At 70.5% G+C, this 23,643-nt stretch carries 21 protein-coding genes, 1 tRNA gene, 1 pseudogene and 1 riboswitch; of the genes and pseudogenes, 9 read left to right on the top strand and 14 right to left on the bottom strand.

Going from position 1 to position 23,643, the window contains the following annotated elements; translation table 11 throughout:
* Nucleotides 1-56 precede the first annotated feature (56 nt).
* Together QQG74_RS00515 and QQG74_RS00510 are read right to left on the bottom strand one after the other, a co-directional pair.
* Nucleotides 57-863 carry a hypothetical protein gene (locus tag QQG74_RS00515; RefSeq protein WP_341718333.1) on the bottom strand — a complete coding sequence of 269 codons (807 nt, stop codon included), beginning with the start codon at nt 861-863 and terminating at the stop codon, nt 57-59.
* The gene (locus QQG74_RS00510) at nt 863-1,735 is read right to left on the bottom strand and encodes a sigma-70 family RNA polymerase sigma factor (RefSeq protein ID WP_341718332.1); all 873 of its coding nucleotides are present in this window, start codon (nt 1,733-1,735) and stop codon (nt 863-865) included. Before QQG74_RS00510 ends, QQG74_RS00515 begins: the two co-directional genes overlap by 1 nt.
* 164 nt (nt 1,736-1,899) lie before the next feature.
* Here QQG74_RS00510 and QQG74_RS00505 point away from each other — a divergent pair, with 164 nt between their 5' ends.
* A complete protein-coding gene (locus tag QQG74_RS00505; RefSeq protein ID WP_341718331.1) occupies nt 1,900-2,367 on the top strand; it encodes a hypothetical protein in 468 nt (155 codons plus the stop codon).
* A 199-nt stretch (nt 2,368-2,566) separates the two neighbouring features.
* Here QQG74_RS00505 and QQG74_RS00500 read toward each other — a convergent pair whose 3' ends face one another.
* Nucleotides 2,567-3,034, bottom strand: a complete 468-nt coding sequence (locus QQG74_RS00500; RefSeq protein WP_341718330.1) for an ArsI/CadI family heavy metal resistance metalloenzyme — start codon at nt 3,032-3,034, stop codon at nt 2,567-2,569.
* A gap of 98 nt (nt 3,035-3,132) precedes the next feature.
* Between QQG74_RS00500 and QQG74_RS00495 the strand changes: the two genes are divergently transcribed.
* On the top strand, nt 3,133-3,501 hold the full coding sequence (locus QQG74_RS00495; protein WP_341718329.1) for a metalloregulator ArsR/SmtB family transcription factor: 369 nt from the start codon (nt 3,133-3,135) through the stop codon (nt 3,499-3,501).
* 148 nt (nt 3,502-3,649) lie between these two features.
* Complete coding sequence (locus tag QQG74_RS00490) at nt 3,650-3,991, top strand: hypothetical protein (RefSeq protein WP_341718328.1); 342 nt, start codon at nt 3,650-3,652, stop codon at nt 3,989-3,991.
* A gap of 56 nt (nt 3,992-4,047) precedes the next feature.
* On the opposite strand, the gene QQG74_RS00485 is transcribed toward QQG74_RS00490, so the two are convergent.
* A tRNA-Gly gene (locus QQG74_RS00485) sits at nt 4,048-4,121 on the bottom strand.
* A gap of 249 nt (nt 4,122-4,370) precedes the next feature.
* Between QQG74_RS00485 and QQG74_RS00480 the strand changes: the two genes are divergently transcribed.
* Nucleotides 4,371-5,381, top strand: a complete 1,011-nt coding sequence (locus QQG74_RS00480) for a zinc metalloprotease (RefSeq protein ID WP_341718327.1) — start codon at nt 4,371-4,373, stop codon at nt 5,379-5,381.
* Nucleotides 5,382-5,451: 70 nt separating this feature from the next.
* Here the strand turns inward: QQG74_RS00480 and QQG74_RS00475 are convergent, their stop codons facing one another.
* Nucleotides 5,452-5,994 (bottom strand): pyridoxamine 5'-phosphate oxidase family protein, encoded by a 543-nt coding sequence (locus QQG74_RS00475; RefSeq protein ID WP_341718326.1) that lies wholly within the window; start codon nt 5,992-5,994, stop codon nt 5,452-5,454.
* Nucleotides 5,995-6,069: 75 nt separating this feature from the next.
* On the opposite strand from QQG74_RS00475, the gene dcd reads away from it, so the two are divergent.
* Entirely contained in the window at nt 6,070-6,648 is a 579-nt protein-coding gene (gene dcd / locus QQG74_RS00470; protein ID WP_341718325.1) for a dCTP deaminase, read from the top strand.
* Nucleotides 6,649-6,784: 136 nt separating this feature from the next.
* Here the strand turns inward: dcd and QQG74_RS00465 are convergent, their stop codons facing one another.
* The 4 genes from QQG74_RS00465 to QQG74_RS00450 all read right to left on the bottom strand — a co-directional run bounded on the left by QQG74_RS00465 (nt 6,785) and on the right by QQG74_RS00450 (nt 12,187).
* The gene (locus QQG74_RS00465) at nt 6,785-7,825 is read right to left on the bottom strand and encodes an NlpC/P60 family protein (RefSeq protein WP_341718324.1); all 1,041 of its coding nucleotides are present in this window, start codon (nt 7,823-7,825) and stop codon (nt 6,785-6,787) included.
* A gap of 12 nt (nt 7,826-7,837) precedes the next feature.
* Nucleotides 7,838-7,975, bottom strand: a riboswitch (cyclic di-AMP (ydaO/yuaA leader).
* Between the two features lie 185 nt (nt 7,976-8,160).
* On the bottom strand, nt 8,161-9,174 hold the full coding sequence (locus QQG74_RS00460) for an NlpC/P60 family protein (protein WP_341718323.1): 1,014 nt from the start codon (nt 9,172-9,174) through the stop codon (nt 8,161-8,163).
* A 254-nt stretch (nt 9,175-9,428) separates the two neighbouring features.
* A complete protein-coding gene (locus QQG74_RS00455) occupies nt 9,429-11,645 on the bottom strand; it encodes a (Fe-S)-binding protein (RefSeq protein WP_341721478.1) in 2,217 nt (738 codons plus the stop codon).
* Between the two features lie 278 nt (nt 11,646-11,923).
* Nucleotides 11,924-12,187 carry a cell division protein CrgA gene (locus QQG74_RS00450; RefSeq protein WP_204035300.1) on the bottom strand — a complete coding sequence of 88 codons (264 nt, stop codon included), beginning with the start codon at nt 12,185-12,187 and terminating at the stop codon, nt 11,924-11,926.
* Nucleotides 12,188-12,409: 222 nt separating this feature from the next.
* Here QQG74_RS00450 and QQG74_RS00445 point away from each other — a divergent pair, with 222 nt between their 5' ends.
* From QQG74_RS00445 to QQG74_RS00430, 4 genes are all read left to right on the top strand, one after another.
* Complete coding sequence (locus QQG74_RS00445; RefSeq protein WP_341718322.1) at nt 12,410-13,210, top strand: DUF881 domain-containing protein; 801 nt, start codon at nt 12,410-12,412, stop codon at nt 13,208-13,210.
* A gap of 88 nt (nt 13,211-13,298) precedes the next feature.
* Nucleotides 13,299-15,671, top strand: coding sequence for a class E sortase (locus QQG74_RS00440; RefSeq protein ID WP_341718321.1), 2,373 nt, complete (start codon nt 13,299-13,301; stop codon nt 15,669-15,671).
* Between the two features lie 2 nt (nt 15,672-15,673).
* Nucleotides 15,674-15,970: a hypothetical protein gene (locus QQG74_RS00435; protein WP_341718320.1), complete on the top strand. Its 297-nt coding sequence runs from the start codon at nt 15,674-15,676 to the stop codon at nt 15,968-15,970.
* Between the two features lie 8 nt (nt 15,971-15,978).
* The gene (locus tag QQG74_RS00430; RefSeq protein ID WP_341718319.1) at nt 15,979-16,626 is read left to right on the top strand and encodes an aminodeoxychorismate/anthranilate synthase component II; all 648 of its coding nucleotides are present in this window, start codon (nt 15,979-15,981) and stop codon (nt 16,624-16,626) included.
* Nucleotides 16,627-16,705: 79 nt separating this feature from the next.
* Here QQG74_RS00430 and QQG74_RS00425 read toward each other — a convergent pair whose 3' ends face one another.
* From QQG74_RS00425 to QQG74_RS00405, 5 genes and pseudogenes are all read right to left on the bottom strand, one after another.
* On the bottom strand, nt 16,706-17,422 hold the full coding sequence (locus QQG74_RS00425; RefSeq protein WP_341718318.1) for a YdcF family protein: 717 nt from the start codon (nt 17,420-17,422) through the stop codon (nt 16,706-16,708).
* Nucleotides 17,419-19,257 carry a Stk1 family PASTA domain-containing Ser/Thr kinase gene (pknB, locus tag QQG74_RS00420; protein ID WP_341718317.1) on the bottom strand — a complete coding sequence of 613 codons (1,839 nt, stop codon included), beginning with the start codon at nt 19,255-19,257 and terminating at the stop codon, nt 17,419-17,421. Before pknB ends, QQG74_RS00425 begins: the two co-directional genes overlap by 4 nt.
* A pseudogene (locus tag QQG74_RS00415) lies at nt 19,254-20,653 on the bottom strand (serine/threonine-protein kinase). The gene pknB and the pseudogene QQG74_RS00415 overlap by 4 nt, the downstream one beginning before the upstream one ends.
* A 1-nt stretch (nt 20,654) precedes the next feature.
* Nucleotides 20,655-22,160 carry a penicillin-binding protein 2 gene (locus QQG74_RS00410; RefSeq protein ID WP_341718316.1) on the bottom strand — a complete coding sequence of 502 codons (1,506 nt, stop codon included), beginning with the start codon at nt 22,158-22,160 and terminating at the stop codon, nt 20,655-20,657.
* The gene (locus QQG74_RS00405) at nt 22,157-23,536 is read right to left on the bottom strand and encodes an FtsW/RodA/SpoVE family cell cycle protein (protein ID WP_341721477.1); all 1,380 of its coding nucleotides are present in this window, start codon (nt 23,534-23,536) and stop codon (nt 22,157-22,159) included. Before QQG74_RS00405 ends, QQG74_RS00410 begins: the two co-directional genes overlap by 4 nt.
* Nucleotides 23,537-23,643: the final 107 nt, after the last annotated feature.

The following is a 23,643-nucleotide window of genomic DNA, read 5'->3' as shown; positions in this document are numbered from 1 at the left end:
CGCCTCCGGCCCGCGCTACGCCAGGTCACCGAGATTCTCACCGTCGGCCCGTCTGGTCAGGTGGCGTAGACGGCGGTGGCGTCGTCGCTTGTCTTGTTGCGTGGCCACCTCATGCCGGACGGGTCGGCGGTCTCGATGGCGCGGACTCGGTGGATGAGTTCGGTCGGGCCGTGCTGCTCCAGGACGTTGAGCACGTCGGCCCAGTCGAGCAGTCCGAACAGGGCCACCAGGCGGGCGGCTCCGTCCGTCAGCACCGCGACCCGCCGGACGGCGTCCAGCGGGACTTTTCCGGTGATGGCGTGCTGGGCGGCGGACGAATCGGCGGCGGCCACCCAGTAACCGCCGGGCTGGTTGCGGGCGGCCAGTTCGGCGTGTTTCATCCGCAGGAGGGCGGCCTGCTTCTCGGCTGAGCCGAACGGGTAACGGTCGGCCTCGTCGCGTTCGGCGCGGGCGGTCTTGTCCACCCGGTCGTCGGTGATGACCTGGATGCCGTCGGCGGTGTCGATGAGCACGGTGACGTCACCGAGTACCAGATACTCCAACGAGGCGTCCTTGAGCCGCAGCATCGCTGCGGCTGCCGATGGCGTGCCCGGGTGGCTCAGGTCGCAGGTGTCACGGTGCAGGTCGGCGGTGGACCGGATGCCGTACGTCAAGGCATGCACAAGTCCCGAGTCACGGTCGGTGGCCAGGCCGGCGAGGGCCGAACCGAGCTTGGCGGCGTACCAGGCGATGCCGTGCACACAACCGGTGCCCATCCGGGCCGTCGCGCCGTCGAGGACCACGATCAGGTTCTCGCTGGCCAGGGCCCAGTCCTCGTTTGGCGACTTCGGGTTGCCCGCCTCGGAGGCGGTTGCCACCCGCATCAGACCACGCCCTCGCTGCGGTAGACCTGGGTGAGCGCGTCGACCTTCAGCACGGTGCGCTTCGCCGGATCGTAGGTGCAGGCCACCAGCAGGGAGAACCGCCGGTGCTTCACCTCGCGGTACAACTCGTCGAGGTGGTCTTCGAGGTAGTGCGCGGTGCCGAGCGTGCCCATGGCGTGGATGCCCGCAAGGTAGAGAAAACTGCCGCGCCCATCGGGGCGGGGCAGCCGGCCGATGTACCCGTAGTCGACGGACCGACCGCTGTCTGACGGGGACCTGAACTCCTCGCCGGTCTGGTGGTTCACCAGGTACAAGCCGTCGTCGCTCTTGCCGAAGCCCAGATTCGGGTCAGCGCCGAGTACCTGCCCGACGAACGGCAGGATTCGGGGACTGCCCATCACGATCAGGTTGGTCCGGTTCAGGTCGACCATCCCGGGTGGTGGCACCACCTCGTACTCAGTGTTCAGACCGAGCCCTCGGGCGAGGCGGGCCAGCTTCTCGTACGCGGCCAGCATCTCGGCCGAGAGCACCGCGTACGGCTCCTTCTTGCCCGCTTCGAACTTGCCGCCGACGGCAACCGTGAGCGGGCCGGTTCCGAGCATCGCCCGCTCGGGTCGCGGACCGGAGGACAGCAGCTGACCAACCCGGGCACGGGTCATGCCGACCACCTGAGCGATTTGTGCCTGCGTCATGCCCTGGGACACCATCTCGTCCAGCGCCTCGCGCCGCAACCGGGACAGCTCGTTCACCACCGCCTGATGGTCATCAATCGCGCGACCCGCCTTGCGTGCCCGCTCTCCCGGATCCTGGATCTCAGCAAGCGCGTCGGGGCTGATCACCGTGTCCTCCACATCGCTTACGCCGAACACCATCGCACTATCGCATGAGGGATTGACCGGGGCAATGGGGCTTGCCTAGCCTTGTCACCGATCGATGCGCCCCTCCTCGCACGGATATTGGGAGCGCAACGAAAAGGCCCCGACGGGATTGCGGCCCGTCGAGGCCAGACGCATCGCCCCCTGCGAAAGGAAACACGATGCTGGTCCAGCCTACCGTTCCCCCTGCGCCACCCGGTCCCGTCGCTACCGGGGCCACCTGCGCGCCGAGCCTCGACGCCCCGGCCCGACTCGTTGCGCCGGCTGCCACTGGGCAATCGCCCACCAGGTTTCTGCTGGGAGGGCTGTCGAACGGCCAGGTTGCCGTTGCCATCCATGCCGCCGGTCTCCCCGCCAACGCCGCCGCCCTGACGGTCGCCGAGATCGAGGGCATGGCGATTACCGGTCTCTGCCAACTTGGCCTGGCGGAGGCGCGCCGGATCAACGACGAATCACGAAAGGTCAACACCGCATACTGCGCGAAGACCCGCCACAACCGCTTGGTCGATGTCCGCACCGAGATTGCCACAATCAACCGGCTCTGGGGCTCACGGAAGCAGGAACAGCAGGCAGTGGACCTCGCCTACCGACTACTGTGCTCCCTCGCCCGCACCAACGCAGCACGATGAGACCGCACGGCTGACGCAACGGACCACGAGCGTCACCCGGCTGCCGACCCTTGAGCGGCGCTGGCCAACTGTGGCCCCGCGAGGGCAACGGTAAGGCCCCAGCCAGGAACAACTCCTGAGCTGGGGCCCACGCCGGAAGCGGGTGCGGGTCTCGACCCGCGCTGTCAGACTCCGGATCTGAGCGTGCGGATCGCGGCGGTCAGCAGCAGCGTGCGGCTCCGCTGCTGGCGGGCTCCTGCGCTGCGTCGGTCGCCTCGCCGCAGCGGCACTCGTCGCCGTCGCCGCCCATGTTGAGGACGTTGGCGTCGGCCTTGACGGTGTAGACCTCCCACGGCTCGTTGCCGGGGCCGCGTACCCAGACCTTGTCCTGGAGGGCGTAGCAGCACTCGGTGTCGTTCTCCTCAAGCGTGATGAGGCCGGATTCGGTGAGGCGCTTGGTGGCGGCGTTGACGTCGTCGGTGCTGGACACCTCTACGCCCAGATGGTCCATGACGGTGGGCTGGTCGGCCGCTCCCTTCAGCAGTACGAGCTTCAGGGGCGGGTTCTCGACGGCGAAGTTGGCGTAGCCGGGCCGGCGCTTGGCTGGCTCGACGCCGAACAGTTTCGAGTAGAAGGCGACCGAGCCTTCGAGGTCGGACACACGCAGGGCGAGCTGGACACGGGACATGAGATGCCTCCTGCAAGGTAGAAACCCGGGCTTGTCTAGATATTTTTCGAAGCAGATCCACTGTTGCACCCTGTTTCGATGCCTGTCAAGCTAGACGAATGCCGAAGCAGACTGTGCCGGTCGTGGACCTTGAAGCGGTGGCCTGCTGTGCCCCGCTGGCGGTCCGCCCGATGGATGCCGAGCAGGCGGCGGTGGTCGCCCCGATGTTCAAGGCTCTCGGCGACCCGGTCCGACTGCGGTTGATGTCGATGATCGCGTCGGTGCCGGAGATGTGCGTGTGTGACCTGACCCCGGCGTTCGAGCTGTCCGGCCCGACCATCTCCCACCACCTCAAGGTGCTGCGCGAGGCTGGCCTGGTCGACTCCGAACGGCGGGGCACGTGGGTGTGGTACCGGGTCAGGCCGGAGGCGTTCCGTCAACTCGGCGCGCTGCTCGACCTGCCCGCCACGACCGCCACCATTACGTGAAGCTCTCCCTCGCCCGGCGCGCCTTTGCCGAGTTCGCCGGTACGGCACTGCTGGTTGCTGCCGCGGGGAAACGGATCGATGCCCCGCAGACCGGAGGGGCACGATATACCGTGATCGCGAGCCGGGCAGCGCACCTCGGAGGAGCGGAGTGGACGACCACGCCAGGGTGATCGCGGCATTCGAGCGGCTGCACGCGGCCGGATGCCCGCTTCCCATCCCCGCGCAACGCGAGCGGATCGCCACGGTGGCGTTCCGCCGCTGGCGAAGCTTCGAGCGGCGCTCCCGCATCCGTCGCCCTACTCGGGCGGACCGCATCCGGGATCTCGCTCGCGGCATCGTCGATGCCCTGGAACCCGATCCCCGTCTGGTCGGACCCCTGATGCGCGACTACGAATGTCTGGCCGAGACCTTCGCGGCCGTCGTCGATCCGGTGCCCGATGACGCAGCGGCCGGCTCGGGCAGCTGCGGACACGACGAGGCGAGAAACTGACCGGAGCGCATGAAAAAGCCCAGGTCGGGAGGATGTCCTGACCTGGGCTTTGCTCCTGGAGCGGGTGACGGGAATCGAACCCGCACTGTCAGCTTGGGAAGCTGATGTTCTGCCATTGAACTACACCCGCAGGCGGGATCACTCTACCTGAGCGATCCACCCCGGCGCACCCAGGCCCCGACCGCACACCCGGCGGCCACATCGGGCCGCCGTGACCGACGAGCCGACCGGTGGCCGGAAAAAGCGGCGGGTAGGAAGAAGTTGCCGGGACGCAACAGATAGGCATTCTCAAATCTGTCGATGGGTTGTAACGTCTGCCCCACATTTTCCGCACGACGCGACACAACCCCCGGTCGCGTCGCCAGAAAGAGGTGGGCTCATGGGACCACGTCCCGTCCTGCTGCGCCGGCGGATGGCCGGCATCGCATCGACATCGTTGGCGCTGGCGCTCGGCGTCGCCTCGGTCGGCCTGCTGCCGGCCGCCGCCACGACGGCCAGTCCGACGATCGCCGGCCATGCCGCTGCCGCGCATGCCGACGAGGTTTGTGAAGACGGCACGGATGCCCTGGCCAGGGTCCGGGGCGGTGAAGCCAAGCACGACCCGAACGAGCTGACCATGGCCCAGCTTCAGCAGCGGGAGGCCGAGTTCGCCGACCTGTTGCAGGAGCGGGCCAAGCGGGTCGGGCAGCGTACGCTCAGCGCCCAGGCCGCGGCGGCGTCGGTCACCATCCCGGTCGTGGTGCACGTGATCCAGCGGGACTCGACCCGGGCCGGCGGGAACATCCCCGACTCGATGATCAACTCGCAGATCAATGTGCTGAACCAGGCGTTCAGCGGGGCAACCGGTGGTGCCGCCACGGCGTTCGCGTTCCAGCTTCAGCGCATCAACCGGGTCACCAACTCGTCGTGGTACCCGATCCGGCAGGGCTCGACGGCCGAGCGGCAGATGAAGACCCAGTTGCGCCAGGGCACGAAGGGCACGCTCAACATCTACCTTGGTGCGCTGAGCAACAACCTGCTCGGCTGGGCGACGTTCCCGCAGACCACGCTCAACGTGATGGACGGCGTGGTGGTGCTGAGCGAGTCGCTGCCCGGTGGCACCGCCACCAACTACAACCAGGGTGACACCGGCACCCACGAGGTCGGCCACTGGCTGAACCTCTACCACACCTTCCAGGGCGGCTGCTCGGGCAGCGGCGACCAGGTCTCGGACACCCCGGCCGAGGCGTCTCCGGCGAGCGGCTGCCCGACCGGTCGGGACACCTGCTCCGCACCGGGCCTGGACCCGATCACCAACTTCATGGACTACTCGTACGACTCCTGCATGTACCAGTTCACCCCGGGCCAGGCGACCCGGATGATCAACGCCTGGAACACGTACCGCGCGTAGCGCGGCAGTCTGATCCGTACGCCGGTGCCGGCCCCGAGCAGATCGGGGTCGGCACCGGCTGCGTGTCGGCTCAGGCCGCGTGGGCGTGGCGGGCCGAGCGGGCCGGCAGCGGCGCGAGGCGGTTGTCGTCAGTGCCGGCACCGGCCGGGTCGAGCCAGACCTGGACCGCCGGTCGACCCGCCAGGTCGCTCGGCCCGCCGGAGCCGACCTGCTCGCGACGGGCGAGCATCGCCACGTCGACCGTGAACTCGAAGAGTCGCCAGTCGGCGTGCGGGGCGGCCCGCGCCGCGAGGGCCAGTCGGGTCACCGTGGCGCCGTCGGTGACCGGCTTGGCCCGACCCGCGACGTACGCCTCGTCGTCGCTCTCCTCGGGCGGGAACGAGTGCAGCGCGTAGCGCCCGTCACGCTCCAGGTCGCGCCGCTTCGGCGAGTCGATCACGAAGCAGAACAGACCGTCGTCGGTGATCACCGGGGAGACCGGGTGCACCCGGGGCCCGCCGTCGGCGCGGACCGTGGCCAGATAGCCGAAGCCAGGGCCGTACTGCTGCATGAGAAGGCGGATCCCGTCGGCGAGTCGGGGCTCGTCAGCGGCGAATTCGGACCAGGAAGCCATGACCACATCTTATCGAACATACGTTCTAAGCAGGTAGTCCGACACGCAGGTCACCCGTACCGCTATGGTGTGTCGATGCTGCTCTCCGACCGCGACCTGGTCTCCGAGATCAAGGCGGGCGCCCTGGCGTTGGAGCCCTTCGAGCCCACCCTGGTGCAGCCGTCAAGCATCGACGTACGCCTGGACAAGCTGTTCCGGGTCTTCAACAACCATCTCTACACCCACATCGACCCGGCGACCCGGCAGGACGACCTGACCTCGCCGGTCGAGGTGCCCGACGGTGAGCCCTTCGTGCTGCACCCGGGCGAGTTCGTGCTCGCCTCCACACTGGAGGTCATCTCCCTCGGCGACCAGTTGGCCGGGCGACTCGAAGGCAAGTCGAGCCTGGGCCGGCTCGGTCTGCTCACCCACTCCACCGCGGGTTTCATCGACCCCGGCTTCTCCGGCCACGTCACGCTGGAGCTCTCCAACGTGGCCAACCTGCCGATCACCCTCTGGCCGGGCATGAAGATCGGTCAGCTCTGCATCTTCCGGCTCTCGTCGCCAGCCGAGCACCCCTACGGCTCGGCCGTCTACGGCTCGCGCTACCAGGGCCAGCGCGGCCCGACGCCGAGCCGCGCCTGGCAGAACTGGCGCACCTGGCCGGTCCGCTGAGCCCCACCGCAACGATCGCCCGCCAGGCTGGCAGGGTGCGAGCCGCCGTGCACGCAGCTGCCGCCGCCGACCTCGGCCTGACCGGCCGGGCCCGCGCCGTCATGGGCGCGGACCCGACCGCCGTACGCCAGCCGCGTCAGCCGGGCCGGCCGAAGCTGTGGATCGGGCTGTCGTCCATCCGCTTCATCTTGACCGGCTGACCCGCCCGGGACGAGTGCACCACCCAGCCACCGCCGACGTACATGCCGACGTGGTGCAGGTCGCGGTAGTAGAAGACGAGGTCACCCGGGCGCAGGGCAGCGCGGCTGACCGGCTCGGTGGCCTGCCGCTGCCGCGCCGCGTTGTGCGGCAGCGCCACCCCGCCACGCGCCCACGCGGCCAGGGTCAGCCCGGAGCAGTCGTACGCGTCCGGCCCCTCGGCGCCCCACGCGTACGGCTTGCCGATCTGGGCGCAGGCGAAGCTGACCGCCTTCCCGGCCGGGCCGCCCGGGTAACCGGCCGGACAGGGCTTCGGGCGCAGCGGTCCACCACCCCCCTTCCCGTACGCCCGCAGCCGCAGCCGCTGCAACCGGTCGATCTCGGCGTCGATCTGCCGCCGCTTCTGCCCGAGTTCGACCTCGGTGCCGGCCAGCTGGGTGATGCTGCGGTCCAGTGCGCCCTTGGCGGCGGCCAGTTCGTCGCGCAGCTCACGCGCCTGCCGTACGTCCTGCTGCTGGAACTGTGCGTAGCGGTCGAGCAGGCCGAGCTGCTCGACCACCTCGCCGGGCGACCTGCTGCCCAGCAGCGTGTTGACCACGCGGACCTGGCCACCCTTGTAGGCCCGGGCGGCCAGCCGGCCGACCCGCTCCATCGCCTCGTCCACCTGACGTTGCAGTGGGGCGATCCGGGCGGCCAGGGCGTCCGCCTGCCGCCGTTTGGCGGCCAGATCCTGCCGCGTGGCGTTGTGCCGTTCGATCACGGGTTCGAGCCGGTTCCAGTCCTCGTCGATCTGGCGCTCGATGTCGGCGACCGTGGGGTCGGCGTACGCCGCCGTCGCGCCGCCGGTCAGGATGACGGCGGTCGCGGTCAGGGCGGCGAGTGCGGTGGTGCAGCGGTACCAGCGGAAACGCGGCGCAGCCGTCGTCGGACCGGGCAACGCCGGCCGTCGCGACGGTGGCCGCGGGGCATGGTGTGCCACCGGGCTCCGTACTCCTTCTTCCCATACCGCCTACCGGGTTAGCTGACGGGTTCGGGCGGGAAGGGGGCGCCCTACCGCGAGGATCGCGGATTCACCCCGGGTACCTGGGTCCCCGGCTCGCTCGACAGAACGACTCGGCGGTGCCGGACCGTTACCGCCCTCGGTGGGCGGAGCTGTCAGCCGGCCGACGATTGCCCAGCGTAGGGACGATCCGCATCGATACGCAACACACCCACGCCATCACTGTCGGTGCATAAATCCGACAACGGCGAAGGCCCCGGGTCGCTTGACCCGGGGCCTTCGTTCGTTCCTGTGCTACCGCTCAGCGGTGCAGATCAGCCGGGACGGCGGAAGCCGGCGACCGGCATGGTCGTGATCGGCGATACGTTCACCGGCTTGCCGGCGCGGGGCGAGTGCACCATCAGGTTGTTGCCCAGATAGAGCCCGACGTGACTCACGTCGCTACGGAAGAAGACCAGGTCCCCCGGCCGGGCTTCGGCCCGGGAGACGGCCTTGTTCTCGCTCCACTGGGCCCCGGTGAAGTGGGTGAGGTGGATCCCGGCGGCCTTGTAGGCGTACTGGGTCAGCCCGGAGCAGTCGAACGAGTTCGGCCCGGTGGCGCCCCAGACGTACGGCTTGCCGACCTGGGCGCAGGCGACCTGGATGGCGGTCCGTGCTGCCGCGCTGACCACGTCCTTGATGGTCGGGCAGTTCGTCGTCTTGACCACGGTGACCGGCAGCGACTTCTCCAGCCGCTTGATTTCGGCGTCGATCTGCTTCTTCTTCGCCGCCAGCTGCTTCTCCTTGGCCTCCTGATCGGCGATCAAGGCGTCGAGCTTGGCCTTCTGGTCGTCGTACTTCCGCTTGACCTTCATGACGCCCTCCAGCTCACGGCGCTCCTGCGCCGCCAGCCGGTTCAGGAAGGCCATCTGCTCGCCGAGCGTGTCCGGCTTGGCGTTGAGCAGCACCGCGCCGAGCTCGGACGACGGGCCGGTGATGTAGTACCGGGAGGCCATGTCGCCCACCCGGTTCATCGCCAGCTCGGTCTCCAGGGCCAGCGGCTCGATCTTCTTCTGGATCGTCTTCGACTTCTCGCGGTTCACCTTCAGCTGGGACCGCACCTTGTTGTACTGCTCGATTGTGGGTTCCAGCCGCTGCCACTGCTTGTCGATCTCCGCCTCGATCTGCTCGACCGACGGCTCGGCGTACGCGGGGGCGGCGAGCAGGCCAGCGCCGACCGCGGCGGCGGCGACCAGGACGACCAGCCGGCGGGCGGCCCGGTGCAGGCCACCGGGACGGCGAGAGCGTCCGGGCGCGCGACGATGAAGGGGCATGGTTGCCACCGGCACCGACTCCTTTGCAACCGACCACCGGGCGTCCCGCGAGCGGTAAGGGGCGGGACAGACGACCTACGGCGGCCGGTGCCCAAGACTAGGGAAGGCGTGCTGCGGAATCAAGGCGACCAACGGCTTATTCACGTTTGCGCGACCGGTCGAATACAAAGGGTGTCGACCATTCTCGTAACAGTTATCTGGGCCAATACGTAAACGGGGTACGACGGCACCGGTGAAGGTACCCTCGCACCCCGCGTACGGGTCGTGTGTCAGTTGCCGACCGGCTCCTGCGCCGAGGCGGTCGGCTGTTCGGGCTTGACCGACCGGAGCAGGACGCTTGCCACGTCGACCACCTCGACCTGCTCACCGGCACCCTTGCCGTTCACCCCGTCGCTGAGCATCGTCGAGCAGAACGGGCAGCCGACGGCCACCGTCCTCGCCCCGGTGGACATGGCCTCCTCCACCCGGTCGACGTTGATCCGCTTGCCGATCCGCTCCTCCATCCACATCCGGGCGCCACCGGCGCCGCAGCAGAAGGAACGCTCGCTGTTACGCGGCATCTCGACGAGACCGCCGTCCGCAGCGCCGCCGGATCCACCGGCAATGGCGCTGCCCAGCACCTCGCGCGGCGGGGTGAACACCCGGTTGTGTCGACCGAGGTAGCACGGGTCGTGGTAGGTCACCCCGCCGTCGACCGGCTGCACCGGGGTGAGCTTTCCGGTGGCGACCAGGTGGGCCAGCAGCTGGGTGTGGTGCACCACCTCGAACTCGCCGCCGAGCTGGCCGTACTCGTTGCCGAGCGTGTTGAAGCAGTGCGGGCAGGTCGCGACGATCTTGCGCTTGGCCTTCTCGCGCCCCTCGAACGCCTCGTTCAGGGTCTCCACGTTCTGCTGGGCGAGCATCTGGAAGACGAACTCGTTGCCGATCCGTCGAGCGGGGTCACCCGAGCAGGTCTCGCCCTCGCCGAGGATGGCGAACGAGACGCCCGCCTCGTTCAGCAGGGTGGCCACCGCGCGGGTGGTCTTCTTGGCCCGGTCCTCGAAGGCACCGGCGCAACCCACCCAGAACAGGTACTCGAAGTCCTCCACCTCGCCGACCCGGGGAACCTCGAAGTCGAGGCCCTTGGTCCAGTCCTCGCGGGTGTTCTGCGGCGCACCCCAGGGATTGCCCTTGTTCTCCAGGTTGCGCAGCATCACGCCGGCCTCCGAGGGGAAGCTGGACTCGATGAGCACCTGGTATCGGCGCATGTCGACGATGTGGTCGACGTGCTCGATGTCGACCGGGCACTGCTCCACACAGGCACCGCAGGTGGTGCACGACCAGAGCACGTCCGGGTCGATCACACCGCCCGCCTCGGCGTCGCCGATCAGCGGCTTCTCCGCCTCGGCAAGTGCCAGTACGTCGACGTGGGCGAGCTGGGCGGCGGTGGCCTTCTCCTCGCCGGTCAGGTCCTTGCCGCCGCCCGCCAGCAGGTAGGGCGCCTTGGCGTAGGCGTGGTCGCGCAGGCTGAGCACCAGCAGCTTCGGCGACAGCGGCTTGCCGGTGTTCCAGGCCGGGCACTGCGACTGGCACCGGCCACACTCGGTGCAGGTGCTGAAGTCCAGCAGGCCCTTCCAGGTGAACTGCTCGACCTGGGCGACGCCGAACTGGTCCTTTTCCGGGTCGGCCTCTTCGAAGTCCAGCGGCTTGCCGTCGCTCATCATCGGCCGCAGCGCGCCGAGGCCGGAGCCGGTCTTACCCGGGTTGCGCTTGAAGAAGATGTTGGGGAAGGCGAGGAAGCGGTGCCAGGCCACCCCCATGGTGACGTTCAGCGAGATCACGATGAGCCAGGTCATCGAGATGGCGATCTTGATGAGGGCGGCGATGCTGACGCCGGCCTCCCAGCCCGGCAGCGCCGAGCCGACCGCGTGGCTGAGCGGGGTGGCCCAGGTCGGGTACTCGAAGTGGTCGGTGGCGACCTTGAAGCCACGGATCAGGAAACCCATGATCAGGACGGCCAGGACGACCGCTTCGACGAAGTAGCCCTGCCACATGGTGGACCCGGTGAACCGCGACCGGCGGCCGGCCCGGTTCGGCCGGTTGGCCACCCGGATGGCGATCAACACCGCGATGCCGACGATGCCCAGGATGCCGATCCACTCGGTGACCAGGCCATAGATCGTCCAGCTGCCGATCAGCGGCAGCCCGCCGGTCGGCGAGACCACCTCGAAGTACGCTTCGAGCACCAGCAGCGACAGCACGATGAAGCCGACCATCACGAACCAGTGCGCGGCACCCACCACGCTCCAGCGGAGCATCCGGGTGTGCCCGGCGGTCTCCGCGAGCATTGTCTTCGTGCGGCTGACCGGGTCGCCGAAGCGGGACGGGTCGGGCTGACCCAGCCGGATCACCGCCACCATCTTCATGACCGCGCGCACGGCAAGCCACACCGCCACGGCGGTGATGGCGGCCGCGAGGATCGTGGTGACGATCTGGACGCTGCCCATCGAGTTGGCCTCCCGGTCTGCTGCCTGTCGAGCGGGCGTGGCGACCGGGTCGGGCACGAGCGGTAGGCACCACCGCACCGTCAACCGGATCGGTTGCTGACCTCGCTCCGCTCGGTCATGCAGTGCAGCCTACGCGCAAGGTTACCCGAGAGTAACGTGAGTCTTCTCGCACCCAGGGCCACGTCGCCCTGCGCCCACCTTAGGAGGTCACCGGGATTCGCGCCGGGCGGCCCCTGGCTGCACGGCGCGCGGCGCCGGGTGTGTGCCCTGCGGGTGACTCAGCGCCAGCGGGAGAGCAGGATCAACGAGGCGACCATCGCGCCGAAGCCCACCGCGAGGTTCCAGTAACCCAGCTCCATGACCGGGTATTCCTGCTCGGAGAGGTAGTAGACCACCAGCCAGCCGATGCCGAACACGATGAGCGACACCGCCGAGACCGGCAGCCAGAGTGGGCTCGGCTTGCGCGTCGCCGCTGTCGCCGTCGGGCGGACGTCCGTGGGCGGGGTGTACACCTTCTTCTTGCGGACCTGAGACTTGGGCACGACGCTCTCCAGAGGGGTTACGACCTCGTCCGGCCTGCAACCGGGCGCGAGGGCGACGGTCCATGGCCAATAATGTTCGAGAGCTAGCGTAGTCCGGAAGGCTCGTCCAATCCACGAATGGGGCCAGACCGGTACCGGGCAGACCGGAAACGAGCTGCCCGACGGCTCGCTCAAAACCCGCATCGCGCGGGTGCAGCAGGTGGGGACAGGGGGAAACGGTCCGTGGAGTACACATCCGGCGCAGCCTCGTGGCAGAAGGCGCTGCGGCGGCTGGTCGCCGCGTTGCTGCCACGCCGGCCCCGGCAGCGCCGACCAGGCTGGTCCATCGGCGTACCGATGATCGCCGCCGCCGCTGGCCTGCTCTTCACCACCACCGCCAGCACCGCCGGCGGGACCGCGCTGCGCGAGGATCGACGCCCGCAGCTGACCGAGCTGATCGAGGACCGACGCGCCCAGGTGGCCGCCAACGAGGAACGCGCCGCGCGCCTGCGCCGGGAGGTCGAGAGCCGCACGACCGACCTCGCCGACTCGGACGACACGATCAAGGAGCAGCAGCAGCGGGCCGGCGCGAGTCTCGGCGCGGCCGGCTTCACCGCCCTCACCGGCTCCGGGCTGACGGTCGAGCTCAACGACGCGCCGCAGCTCAGCAGCCTGCCCGAGGGGGTCGAGAACGACGACCTGGTCGTCCACCAGGGCGACGTCCAAGCGGTGGTCAACGCGCTCTGGGCCGGCGGCGCCGAAGCCATGTCAATCATGGACGTGCGCGTCCTGAGCACCAGCGCGGTACGCTGCGTGGGTAACACCCTGCTGCTGCACGGCCGGGTGTACTCCCCACCTTTCAAGATCGTAGCAATTGGCGATCCCGCCGCCCTCCGGCAGGCCCTCGCCGCTTCCGAGGGAGTCCGGTGGTTCAGGGACGCAGTCGAGAACTATCAGCTCGGCTACTCCGAGCGGGAGTCGACGGTCACCGTTCCCGCGTTCGAGGATTCCACCACCCTGCGCTCCGCCACGGTGCCGAGGTGAGGCCGGGAATGAGCGAGCGCCAGCAGGCGAATCATCAGGTAGGTGCGTCGGTGCCTCGTGACCGCGCTGAACGTAGCGGAGTGCCGTCATGAGCCAACAACCCGACGGCCGGCACCGCGACCAGGCCGACGAGTCCACCGCCTTCATACCCAAGGTCGAGCGCCCGGAGCCCGCACCGGCCCAGCCGCGGGCGACCCTGCCCTGGCCGGACCCGGTGGCACCGCGTCCCGCGGAGCGCCCCGGCGACCGAGCCCCCCAGGCCCAGCGCCCGACCGACCTCGGCCGCTGGGACGCCCAGCAGCCCCACCGCGAGCAGGCCGCCGCCTCCGGTCGCTGGGACAACCAGCTCAACCGCGAACAGGCCGCCGCCGGTCGCTGGGACGCTCAGCCCAATCGGGAGCAGGCCATCGCACCGGGCCATTGGGACGCTCAGCCGAAGCGGGACCAGGCCGGCGGCGGTTGGGACGCCGCGACCAGTCAATGGGACACCGCGCCGGGCCGGCAGCAGCCGGCAGCGGACCGGTGGAGCGCCACGCCCGGCCAGCGTCCCGACCACAACGGCTGGCAACCGGGCGGGAGCCCGGCCGACAAGCGCAACGGCTCCGCCGCGCCGACCGGTCAGTCCGGCATCCCTGGCGAGCCGACCCCCTGGCGGGACGCCTTCCAGCCGAGCCGTCCCCCCGCCGCGCGGCAACCGGACCTCGGGCCGCCGCCGCCGACTGCCGGGCCGGCCCAGCCGGACGCCGCGCCGCCTCGGCCCACCCCGGCCGGCGCACCGGCGAACGGCACGCCGCCGGTCGGACGGGGCCACGAGCAGCAGCCGTACCCCGGGCAAGAGAATCAGCCCGGCTGGAGGTCCCAGGACACCCAGCCCGCCGAGCAGGTTGGCGGCCAGCAACGACCGGCCACCCCCCAGTCGTACGCCGCACAGCCCACGCCCGGCGGCACCCCGCAGGGGTCGGTTGCGCCCTCGGCGCCCACCACTGCGCAGCACCAGAACCAGCCGCATCCGAACCAGCCGCACCCGAACCAGCAGCCGTGGGCGACGCCGGCCCGGCCGGCGGAGACCACCGGCGCCCACGGTGCCGAGCCCGCCCGGCCCTCCGGCGGCCACAGCGCCGACCAGGGCGGCTGGTCGGCCGAGGGACCGACCACGCTGATGCCGAAAATCGGCGGTGCCGCGACCCCGACCGGGGCGTCGGAGCGGCCCGGCCCGCAAGCGGCTGCCCCGCCGGCAGTCGGGGGCGGTACACCGTCCGGTTTTCCTCGACCGGGTGAGGCGACCCGTCCCGGCCCGAGCAGCGGGCCGCCCCCGGCGAACGCGGCCAGCCTTGCCGACGCACCGACGGCCACCCTGGCCATCACCAACCAACCGATTAGCCCGGGTACGCCGAACCGGCAGCACAGCCCAACCGGCCCGGGTACGCCGAACCGGCAGCACAGCCCGACCGGCCCAGCTGCGTCGAACGAGCCGAGCAGCCCGACCGCGCCGAACCGGCAGAGCGGGCCGGCAACGCCGCAGCGGCCGGTGGATCCGGCGGCCACCGCGCTCATCCCGGCGGTCACCGGGGCCACCGGGCCGGGTAGTCAGCCGGCGCTGGACTCAACCGCGCTGATGGGCGCGGTGCCCCGGCCGCCGAAGAAGGAGGGGGACCCGGCGGACGGTGCCGACGAGCCCGCCGAGCAACCCAAGCCGCGGCGGGGCGACCGGGTGGTTCAGCTGCGCGCCCAGCAGACCGGTGAGGGCTACAAGAGTGTCTACTCGGAGCTGACCCGCCCTTCGATCTGGTCCCGGGTCCGGGCCGGCCTGCGCGTCGGCGGCGAGCTGTTGATCACCTTCGGCCTGGTGGTGCTCCTCTTCGCCGGCTACGAGATCTGGGGCAAGTCGGCGATCGTCGACGCGCACCAGGGCGACCTGAGCGAGCAACTGGCACAGGCGTGGGGCCCGGAAGGCGATCCGACGGTGGCTCCCTCGGCCAGCCCGTCCAGCAAGCCGCGACCGCCGGTGCACGGCAAGCCGATCGCGCTGCTCGCCATTCCGAAGATCGACAAGGAATGGATCGTGGTCGAGGGCGTCACCCAGAAGGACATCCGGTACGCCCCGGGCCACTACCCGGACAGCGCCATGCCGGGTGAGGTCGGGAACTTCTCCGTCGCCGGACACCGGAACCGGGCCACCTTCTGGCGGCTGGACGAGCTGCGCAAGGGCGACCCGATCCTGGTCGAGGGTCGCACCGAGTGGTACGTCTACCAGGTCACCGACAGCCGGATCGTGAAGCCGTCCCAGGTCGAGGTGGTCGCCCCGGTCCCGGGCCGGCCGGGTCAGAAGCCGACCAAGCGGATGCTGACCCTGACCACCTGCAACCCCAAGTTCGACAACTACGAGCGGTTGATCGTGCACGCCGAGTTGACGCGTACCCAGCCGAAGTCCGAGGGACGTCCGGCGGAGCTGGGGGCCTGAGCGTGTACGCCTGGATCTGGCGAAAACTCCCCTTCGGGCTACCCGGCAAGCTCGCCGGCAGCCTGCTGCTCGCCACCACGATTGTGGCGTTGCTCTGGTACGTGGTGTTCCCCTGGGCGGAGCCGCTGCTTCCCTTCACCGGCAGCGATGTGCAGGTCACCGAGGATTCCGGGGTGCCGGGTGCGCCCGGTGACGGGGTGCCCGGCGACGGTCCGGCCGACGACGCGCCACCCGGCGACGAGCACGACCTGCCCTACGACACCGAGCGGAACAACAGCCCGCCACCGGACGAGGACTAGTGAGGCCCATGCGCGTCCTGGTGATCGACAACTACGACTCGTTCGTTTTCAACCTGGTGCAGTATCTCGGGCAACTCGGCGTCGAGTGCGAGGTACGGCGCAACGACGAGATCGAGCTGGCCGAGGTGGGGCAGGTCGGTGCGGCCGGCGTACTGCTCTCACCCGGGCCGGGCAGTCCTGACCGGGCCGGCATCTGCCTGGACCTGATCCGCGCGTACGCGGGCAAGGTGCCGATCTTCGGCGTCTGCCTGGGCCATCAGGCGATCGGCGAGGCGTTCGGGGCCACGGTCACCCGTGCCCCGGAGCTGCTGCACGGCAAGACCTCGCAGGTCCGGCACGACAACACCGGCGTCCTCGCCGGTCTGCCCGACCCGTTCACCGCCACCCGCTACCACTCCCTCGCGGTGCTGCGCGAAACGTTGCCGCCCGAGCTGGAGGTGACCGGGTGGACCGCTGGCGGGATCGTGATGGCGATGCGCCATCGCACCCTGCCGATCGAGGGCGTCCAGTTCCATCCGGAATCGGTGCTCACCGAGGGTGGCCACCTGATGCTTGCCAACTGGCTCGCCAGCTGTGGTCATCCCGAGGCGCTGGAGCGGGCTCCCGAGCTGGCCGCCGAGGTCGACGCCCGCCGACGCGCCGCATTCGCCGCCTGAGGCCGAGCCCGCCCGCCGACGCGCCGCATTCGCCGCCTGAGGCCGAGCCCGCCCGCCACCAACTGACCCGACGCGGCGGTCAGTTGCTTAGCGCGTCGGCGATGCCGGGGTGCGCGGGCGAGTCGACGGCGGCCGGCCGGTGCCGGATCACGTCCCAGGCCGCCTTGCCGCTGGCGAAGTAGTCCCGTACCGCCTTCTCCAGCAGCAGCGCCCGGCCACAGCCCGAGCAGCGGGCGGGCACCCCGTCGGCGTCGATGCCCAGCTGCCGGCAGAGGGTCACCGCCCGGGACAGGTGGTAGGACTGGGTGACGATCAGGGCTCGCTCGATGCCGTACACCTCGCGGGCCCGCAGGCAGCTGTCGTAGGTGTCCAGGCCGTGCGGGTCGGCGACGACCCGGCGCGGATCGACGCCGAGTTGCCCGGTGAGGTGGGCGGTCATCGCCGCCGTCTCGTCGCCCGACAACCCGCCGCCGTCGCCGGAGACCAGCACCACCCGGGCCCGCTGGCGGTGCACGAGTTCGGCGGCGGTCTCCAGTCGGCCGGCCAGCCGGATGCCCGGCTGGTGTCCGTCCTCGGTCACCGCGGTGCCGAGAACGATCACCACATCGGCGTTGGGTGCCTGGTCGGCCGGGTGCAGGTGTCCCCGGGCGGCGACCGTCGTCCAGAGCCAGGGCAGGCTGACGAGCAGCAGCACCGCCAACCCGGCGGCGACCAGCCGGGTCAGCCACCGCCACCGCCTCGCCCGGCCCGGCGGGTCGGGCACCGACGTCTGTTCGGCGCCCTCCCCGGCGGTCACTCGCCGGGCAGGCGGAACGGCGGGACGGTGGGCAGGACCGGACCGCCGCCGCCACTACCACCACCACCGCCGCCGTCGTCATCGCCGTCGGGCGGGGGCGTGGTGGGGGTGGGCGTACCGGTGGGCGGCGTCTGGGTCGGCGGGTCCGGGTCCTCCGGCTCCTCCACCGACACGAAGATGGTCACCTTGCTGCCCTTGGTGCGCTGGGTATTGGCGTTCGGGTTCTGGTCGGTGACCCGGCCGGCCTGAGCGGCGGGCACCTCGGGACCGATCTCCACATTGGCATCGAGGCCGGCGTCCTTCAGCGCCTTCTTCGCGTCGGCCTCGCTGAGGCCCACCACGTTCGGCACCCGGACGACGTTCCCCTTGGAGACGGTCAGGGTGACCACGGTCTCCTCGGCCACCTTCTCGCCCTCGGCCGGGTCGACCGCCAGCACCTGCCCCTTGGCGGCGGCGTCGTCCTTCTCCGCGATCTTGACCTCGAGGTTCAGCTCCTTCAGCCGCTCCTCGGCGGCGGCCTGGGTGCTGCCGACCAGCGACGGGATGGTCACCTCGGGCGCGCCGCCGCAGAGCGAGACGGTCACCGTGCTGTCCGGTGCCACCTGTTCCCCGGCGGGCGGGGTCTGGCTGGCCACCTTGTCCTTCTCGCAGTCCTTGTCGAACACCTCGTCGCCGAGCGCCGGCTGGAAGCCGTCCTGCTGGATTCGGGCGAACGCCTCCTGCTGGGTCATCCCGGTGAGCGTCGGCACCGGCACGTCCGCCGGATCCCGCTGGTTCAACCAGAGGGCGGCGACCAGGGCGATCACCGCGAGCACACCGAGCGCGGCGAAGACGGCGATCAGCCACGACGAGGCGCGGCGCTGGCGCGGATCACCCACCCGGGCCGGGATCTGCCGGGTCTGCGTCGCACCGCCCGCCGGATAGCCCGGGGCCGCCGCGGCCATCGCCACGGTCTCGTCCTCGCGCATCACCGGCGTCGCCATCACCGGCCGGCCGGCCGCCGCGCGGAGCAGATCCGCCCGCATCTCGCCGGCGCTCTGGTAGCGGTTGAGCGGGTTCTTCGACAGCGCCTTGAGCACGATCGCGTCGACCGCCGGGTTGACGTCCGGGTTGAGGTCGCTCGGGGTCGGCGGGGCCTCCCGGACATGCTGGTACGCGACGCTTACCGGGCTGTCGCCGACGAACGGCGGGTGGCCGCAGAGCAGCTCGAACAGCACGCAGCCGGCCGCGTACACGTCGGAGCGGGCATCGACGGCCTCGCCCCGGGCCTGCTCCGGAGAGAGATATTGTGCGGTGCCGATGACCGCGCTGGTCTGCGTCATCGTGGTGGCACCGCTGGCCAGCGCCCGGGCGATGCCGAAGTCCATCACCTTGACCTGGCCGGTCTGGGTGAGCATCACGTTGCCGGGCTTGATGTCCCGGTGGATGATGCCGTGCCGGTGGCTGAACTCCAGCGCCGCGCACATGTCGGCGCAGATCTCCAGCGCCCGCCGGGGCTGTAGCCGGCCCTCGGCGCCGAGCACCTCCTTCAAGGTGCGCCCGTTCACGAACTCCATCACGATGAACGGGAGGGTTTCCCCGGTGGGGGCCTGCTCCTCCCCGGTGTCGTAGACGGCGACGATGGCGGGGTGGTTGAGCGAGGCGGCGTTCTGCGCCTCCCGGCGGAAGCGCATCTGGAAGGTGGCGTCCCGGGCGAGATCAGCCCGAAGCATCTTGATCGCGACATCCCGGCCGAGCCGCAGGTCGCGACCGCGGTGCACCTCGGCCATGCCGCCATACCCGAGCAGCTCGCCGACCTGGTACCTGCCACCGAGCAGGCGGGCCTGGGCTGTCATCGCGTCTGTCGTCCTTCGCTCGTGGTCGTCTCGTCGCCGTCCGGTCGGAGCTGATCCAGTCGACGGTACGCCGTGCCGGCCGGATCGTCTCGCCCGCCCGGCCGCAGCGCCTCGGAGGTCGCCGCCGGCACGGGGGTCCCGCCCGGCATGACATTGAGGCTGTTCCGCAGTTTGTAGGAAACCACGCCGGAGCAGACCACGACCAGTACGCCCAGCACGATGGCCAGGAACACCATGCCGGGACGTGACCGCCTGGGTGCGTTCCGTGACGGGACCGGTTGTGCAGGATAGGCAGAGGGTACGGTTGCCGCGCCGCGCGGATAACCGGTCGCCGCCGGTGCGACCGCTGTCGGGCGGGGCGGCTGCGCCACCGGTGGGCGGTTCGGCGGGGGCGCCATCGGCGGGCGGTTCGGCGCAGGTGCAGCGACCGGCCGGTGCGGTGCCGCCGGCATGTGCGGGCCGGCCAGCGGAGCATGCGGCGCGGCCGGGGCCCGCGACGGCACCTGGGCCCGGCCGGGGCCGGCGACGCCGGCGCGGCCGAGATCGGTGCCGCCTGACCGCCGCCACGCGCCTGCCGGGACAGCGCCGCCTTCAACTGCCGGGCCGCACCGGCGAGGACCGCGGCGCTCGGCCAGCGGTCCTTCGGGTCCTTGGCCATCGCCCGCTCGACAAGCGCGCAGACCTGCGGCGGGATGTCGGACGGCAGCGCCCTCGGGGTCTCCCGGACGTGCCGCATGGCGATGTCGAGGGGGTTGTCGCCCTCGAACGGCCGACGGCCGGCGAGGCACTGGTAGGCGACCACACCGAGCGCGTAGACGTCGGAAGCGGGGGTGGCCACCTGACCGGTGGCCTGCTCCGGCGAGATGTACGAGGCGGTGCCGAGCACCGAGCCGGCCGCGGTGAGCTGGCCGACGAGTTCCGACCGGGCGATGCCGAAGTCGGTGAGCACGAGCGTGCCGTTGGGGCGGACCAACAGGTTTCCGGGCTTCACGTCCCGGTGCACGATGCCCTTGACGTGCGCGGCGTGCAGCGCGTCGGCGGCCTGCGCGACAAGCGCCATCGTCCGGGCTGGAGTGAGCCGGCCGACCCGGCTGAGGGTGGCCGAGAGCGGGTCGCCCTCGACATACTCCATGATCAGGAAGGCGATGTGCTGGTCGTTGCCGAAGTCGTAGACGTCGACCACGCCCGGGTGGTTGATCGTCGCCATGGTCCGGGCCTCGCCCCGGAACCGCTCGGCGAAGCCGGGCTCGTCCAGCAGCGCCGGGAGCAGGCTCTTGACTGCCACCGTACGACCGAGCACCTGGTCGGTGCCGCGCCAGACGTCGCCCATGCCGCCGCTGGCGATCCGCTCGTCGAGGCGGTACCGGTTGCCGAGCTGCACTCCGGGACTGAGCATGTCAGCGCCCTCCGGGCTCGGCGATGGCGGCCCGCATGATCTGCCCCGCGATCCGCGCGGCCTCCGCGCTGCCACCGCTGCCGGCCTCTTCGAGCACCACGCAAACCGCGGAGACCGGGTTACCGCCGGAGTCGAGCGCGAAGCCGATGAACCAGCCGTGGTCCGGCCGGTCCGGCGCGGACTGGGCGGTACCGGTCTTGCCGCCGACGGTGTAGCCGTTGATCCGCGCGTTGCGACCGGTGCCGTTCTCCACCACGCTTACCATCATGTCCCGCAGGTCGGTGGCGACCTGACCGCTGACCGGCCGACGCAGCTCGCGGGGGTTCGCGGTGTCGTAGACGGTGGTGCGGTCCGGGGCGAGTAGCTGCCGTACCAGGTACGGGCGCATCTGGCTGCCGTTGTTGGCGACCGCCGCAGCGATCATGGCCCCCTCCAGCGGGGTCATCCGCACGTCCCGCTGCCCGATCGAGGACTGGGCCAGCGCCGCCGGGTCGGCGCCGCCGTCCGGGTTCTGCATGCTGCCGGTGCGGCTGGCCGCCACGGGGTGCCCGTTCTCGCCGAGCCGGCCGACGGTCAGATCTTCCTGCTCGAAGCCGAACGCCTGAGCCTTCTCCTTGATCGCGTCCGGGCCGAGCTGCACGCCGAGCTTGGCGAAGCCGGTGTTGCAGGAGTCGGTGACCGCCTTCATCAGGGTCACCTGGGACTGCGGACAGATCGACGGCGCGGCGTTGGTGATCGACTGGCCGGAGGTGGGCGGGGTGTAGCTCGGGCCGGCCGAGATGTTGGTGTCCTTGCCGATCCCGTTCTCCAGCGCGGCCGCGGCCACCACGATCTTGAAGGTGGAGCCCGGCGGAAGCACCTCGCCCAGCGCCCGGTTCTGGAGCGGACGGTTACGCTCCTGCTCCAGCTTGTTGTACGCCGTACTCGCCTCGTTGGTGTTGTGGCTGGACAGCGGGTTCGGGTCGAAGCTGGGTATGGAGACCAGCGCCTGCACGGCCCCGGTTCGCGGGTCGAGGGCGATCGCCGCGCCCTTGGCCGCCCCCCGGTTGTTGTTGCGCAGCTCGTCGTACGCAACGTCCTGGGCCCGGCGAGAGAGGGTGAGCAGCACGTTGCCACCGGCGGTCCGGTCACCGGTGACCATGTCCCGCAGCCGGTTGACGATGAGCTGGTCACTGGTGCCGGCGAGGAAGTCGTTCTCGGCCCGTTCCAGGCCGGTGGCGGAGCCGTTCACCGGCTCGTACCCGAGCACGTGCGCGTACTTCGCGCCGCCCGGGTAGGTGCGCAGGTACTTCAGCTCCCCGTCGGTTTCCTTGCTCACCGCCAGGGCGGTCCCGCCCGCCTCGATGTTGCCCCGCTTGCGGTCGTACTTGGCGACCTGCACTCGACCGTTGTAGTCGCTGGTGCGGTATTCGTCGGCCTTGTAGGCCTGGATCCAGTTCAGGTTTGCGAAGAGCAGGCCGAACAGGACGATGACCACGACACCGACCCGGCGCAGGGGTGCGTTCACGGCTTGATCACCTCCGTGGGGGCACCGTGTAGCTGCTCGGGCGGACCGCCGGCCGGCCGGTTCACCTTGCCGCCGACGCCGGTGACCGGGCGCCGGCCGGCGTCGGAGACCCGCAGCAGCACCGCGATGAGCAGCCAGTTGGCCATCAGCGACGAGCCACCGGCGGAGAGGAACGGCGTGGTCTGGCCGGTGAGCGGGATCAGCTTGCTGATCCCGCCGACGATCACGAAGACCTGTAGCGCGAGGGTGAACGCCAGGCCACCGGCGAGCAGCTTGCCGAACGAGTCGCGCACCGCCAGGGCGGCCCGCAGCCCGCGCTCGACGATCAGCAGGTAGATCACCAGCAGCGCGGAGAGACCGAAGAGGCCGATCTCCTCACCGAGACCGGCGAAGATGAAGTCGTTCTGCACCTCGGGCAGCAGCAGCGGCTGACCACCACCCGGCCCCGCCCCGAACAGCCCGCCGGTGCCGAGCGCGAGCAGCCCCTGCACCAACTGGTAGCCCTCGTCGTACGGCTTGGCGAACGGGTCGAGCCAGATCTCCGCGCGCAGGTAGAAGTTCGCGAACGGCCCACCGACCGCCTCACCCAGCACGTACGCGAGATAAGCGCCGCCGAAGAAGAGGACCAGACCGATGAGCAGCCAACTGACCCGTTCGGTGGCGATGTAGACAGTGGCCACGAACATGCCGAAGTAGAGCAGCGAGGTGCCCAGGTCCTTCTCGAAGATCAGGACCAGCAGGCTGATCACCCAGACCACCAGCACCGGGCCGAGGTCCCGCCCGCGCGGGAAGTCGATGCCGAGGAACCGGTGACTGGCCAGCGACAGCACCTCGCGCTTGCGGACCAGGTAGTAGGCGAAGAAGACCAGCAGGGCGAGCTTGGCGAACTCACCGGGCTGGATGGAGAAGCCGCCGATGCGTACCCAGAGCTTGGCGCCGTTGATCTCCGAGATGCTGGCCGGCAGCACCGCCGGCAGCATCACCAGCACGATGCCCGCCAGACCCAGCGTGTACGCGTACCGGGAGATCGACCGGTGGTCACGCATCAGGACGAGCAGCCCGGCGGCCAGGATCACCGAGACCAGCGTCCAGGCCAGTTGCCGGCCACCGGTGCCGGCGAAGGTGGCCAGGTCGACCCGATCCTCGGGAGCCGCCCGGGCCAGGTCCAGCCGGTGCAGGAAGCCGACACCGAGCCCGTTGAGCAGGGCCACCGCCGGCAGCAGCGCCGGATCGGCGAACGGTGCCAGGAAGCGGATCACCAGATGCATGCCGAGGAACACCCCGGTCAGCGCGGCGGCCGGCACCCAGAAGGTGGGCGTGACCGTGTCCAGGACCTTCGCCTCGACCATCGCCCCGTACGCGGCGACCAGGGCCATCGCCAGCAACAACAGCGACAGCTCGGCGTTACGCCGGGAGCGGGCCAGGCGTACGCCGGGGCGCTCGCCCGCGGTGGCGGGCGAGGTTGCCGGGGTGGCCGGTGCGG

This window comes from Micromonospora sp. FIMYZ51 (genome assembly GCF_038246755.1).
Taxonomy (GTDB): domain Bacteria; phylum Actinomycetota; class Actinomycetes; order Mycobacteriales; family Micromonosporaceae; genus Micromonospora.
The sequence above is the reverse complement of the archived record's forward strand: the minus strand, read 5'-3'. Positions and strand labels throughout refer to the sequence as shown.

What these genes read in the sequence shown, in the direction of transcription:
- QQG74_RS00495 (WP_341718329.1), top strand. Translation starts at nt 3,133, where the DNA reads ATGCCGAAGCAGACTGTGCCGGTCGTGGACCTTGAAGCGGTGGCCTGC.
- QQG74_RS00480 (WP_341718327.1), top strand. Translation starts at nt 4,371, where the DNA reads ATGGGACCACGTCCCGTCCTGCTGCGCCGGCGGATGGCCGGCATCGCA.
- QQG74_RS00500 (WP_341718330.1), bottom strand. Translation starts at nt 3,034, where the DNA reads ATGTCCCGTGTCCAGCTCGCCCTGCGTGTGTCCGACCTCGAAGGCTCG.
- QQG74_RS00505 (WP_341718331.1), top strand. Translation starts at nt 1,900, where the DNA reads ATGCTGGTCCAGCCTACCGTTCCCCCTGCGCCACCCGGTCCCGTCGCT.
- QQG74_RS00440 (WP_341718321.1), top strand. Translation starts at nt 13,299, where the DNA reads ATGAGCCAACAACCCGACGGCCGGCACCGCGACCAGGCCGACGAGTCC.
- QQG74_RS00430 (WP_341718319.1), top strand. Translation starts at nt 15,979, where the DNA reads ATGCGCGTCCTGGTGATCGACAACTACGACTCGTTCGTTTTCAACCTG.
- QQG74_RS00405 (WP_341721477.1), bottom strand. Translation starts at nt 23,536, where the DNA reads ATGGCCCTGGTCGCCGCGTACGGGGCGATGGTCGAGGCGAAGGTCCTG.
- QQG74_RS00475 (WP_341718326.1), bottom strand. Translation starts at nt 5,994, where the DNA reads ATGGCTTCCTGGTCCGAATTCGCCGCTGACGAGCCCCGACTCGCCGAC.
- QQG74_RS00455 (WP_341721478.1), bottom strand. Translation starts at nt 11,645, where the DNA reads ATGGGCAGCGTCCAGATCGTCACCACGATCCTCGCGGCCGCCATCACC.
- QQG74_RS00515 (WP_341718333.1), bottom strand. Translation starts at nt 863, where the DNA reads ATGCGGGTGGCAACCGCCTCCGAGGCGGGCAACCCGAAGTCGCCAAAC.
- dcd (WP_341718325.1), top strand. Translation starts at nt 6,070, where the DNA reads ATGCTGCTCTCCGACCGCGACCTGGTCTCCGAGATCAAGGCGGGCGCC.
- pknB (WP_341718317.1), bottom strand. Translation starts at nt 19,257, where the DNA reads ATGACAGCCCAGGCCCGCCTGCTCGGTGGCAGGTACCAGGTCGGCGAG.
- QQG74_RS00510 (WP_341718332.1), bottom strand. Translation starts at nt 1,735, where the DNA reads ATGGTGTTCGGCGTAAGCGATGTGGAGGACACGGTGATCAGCCCCGAC.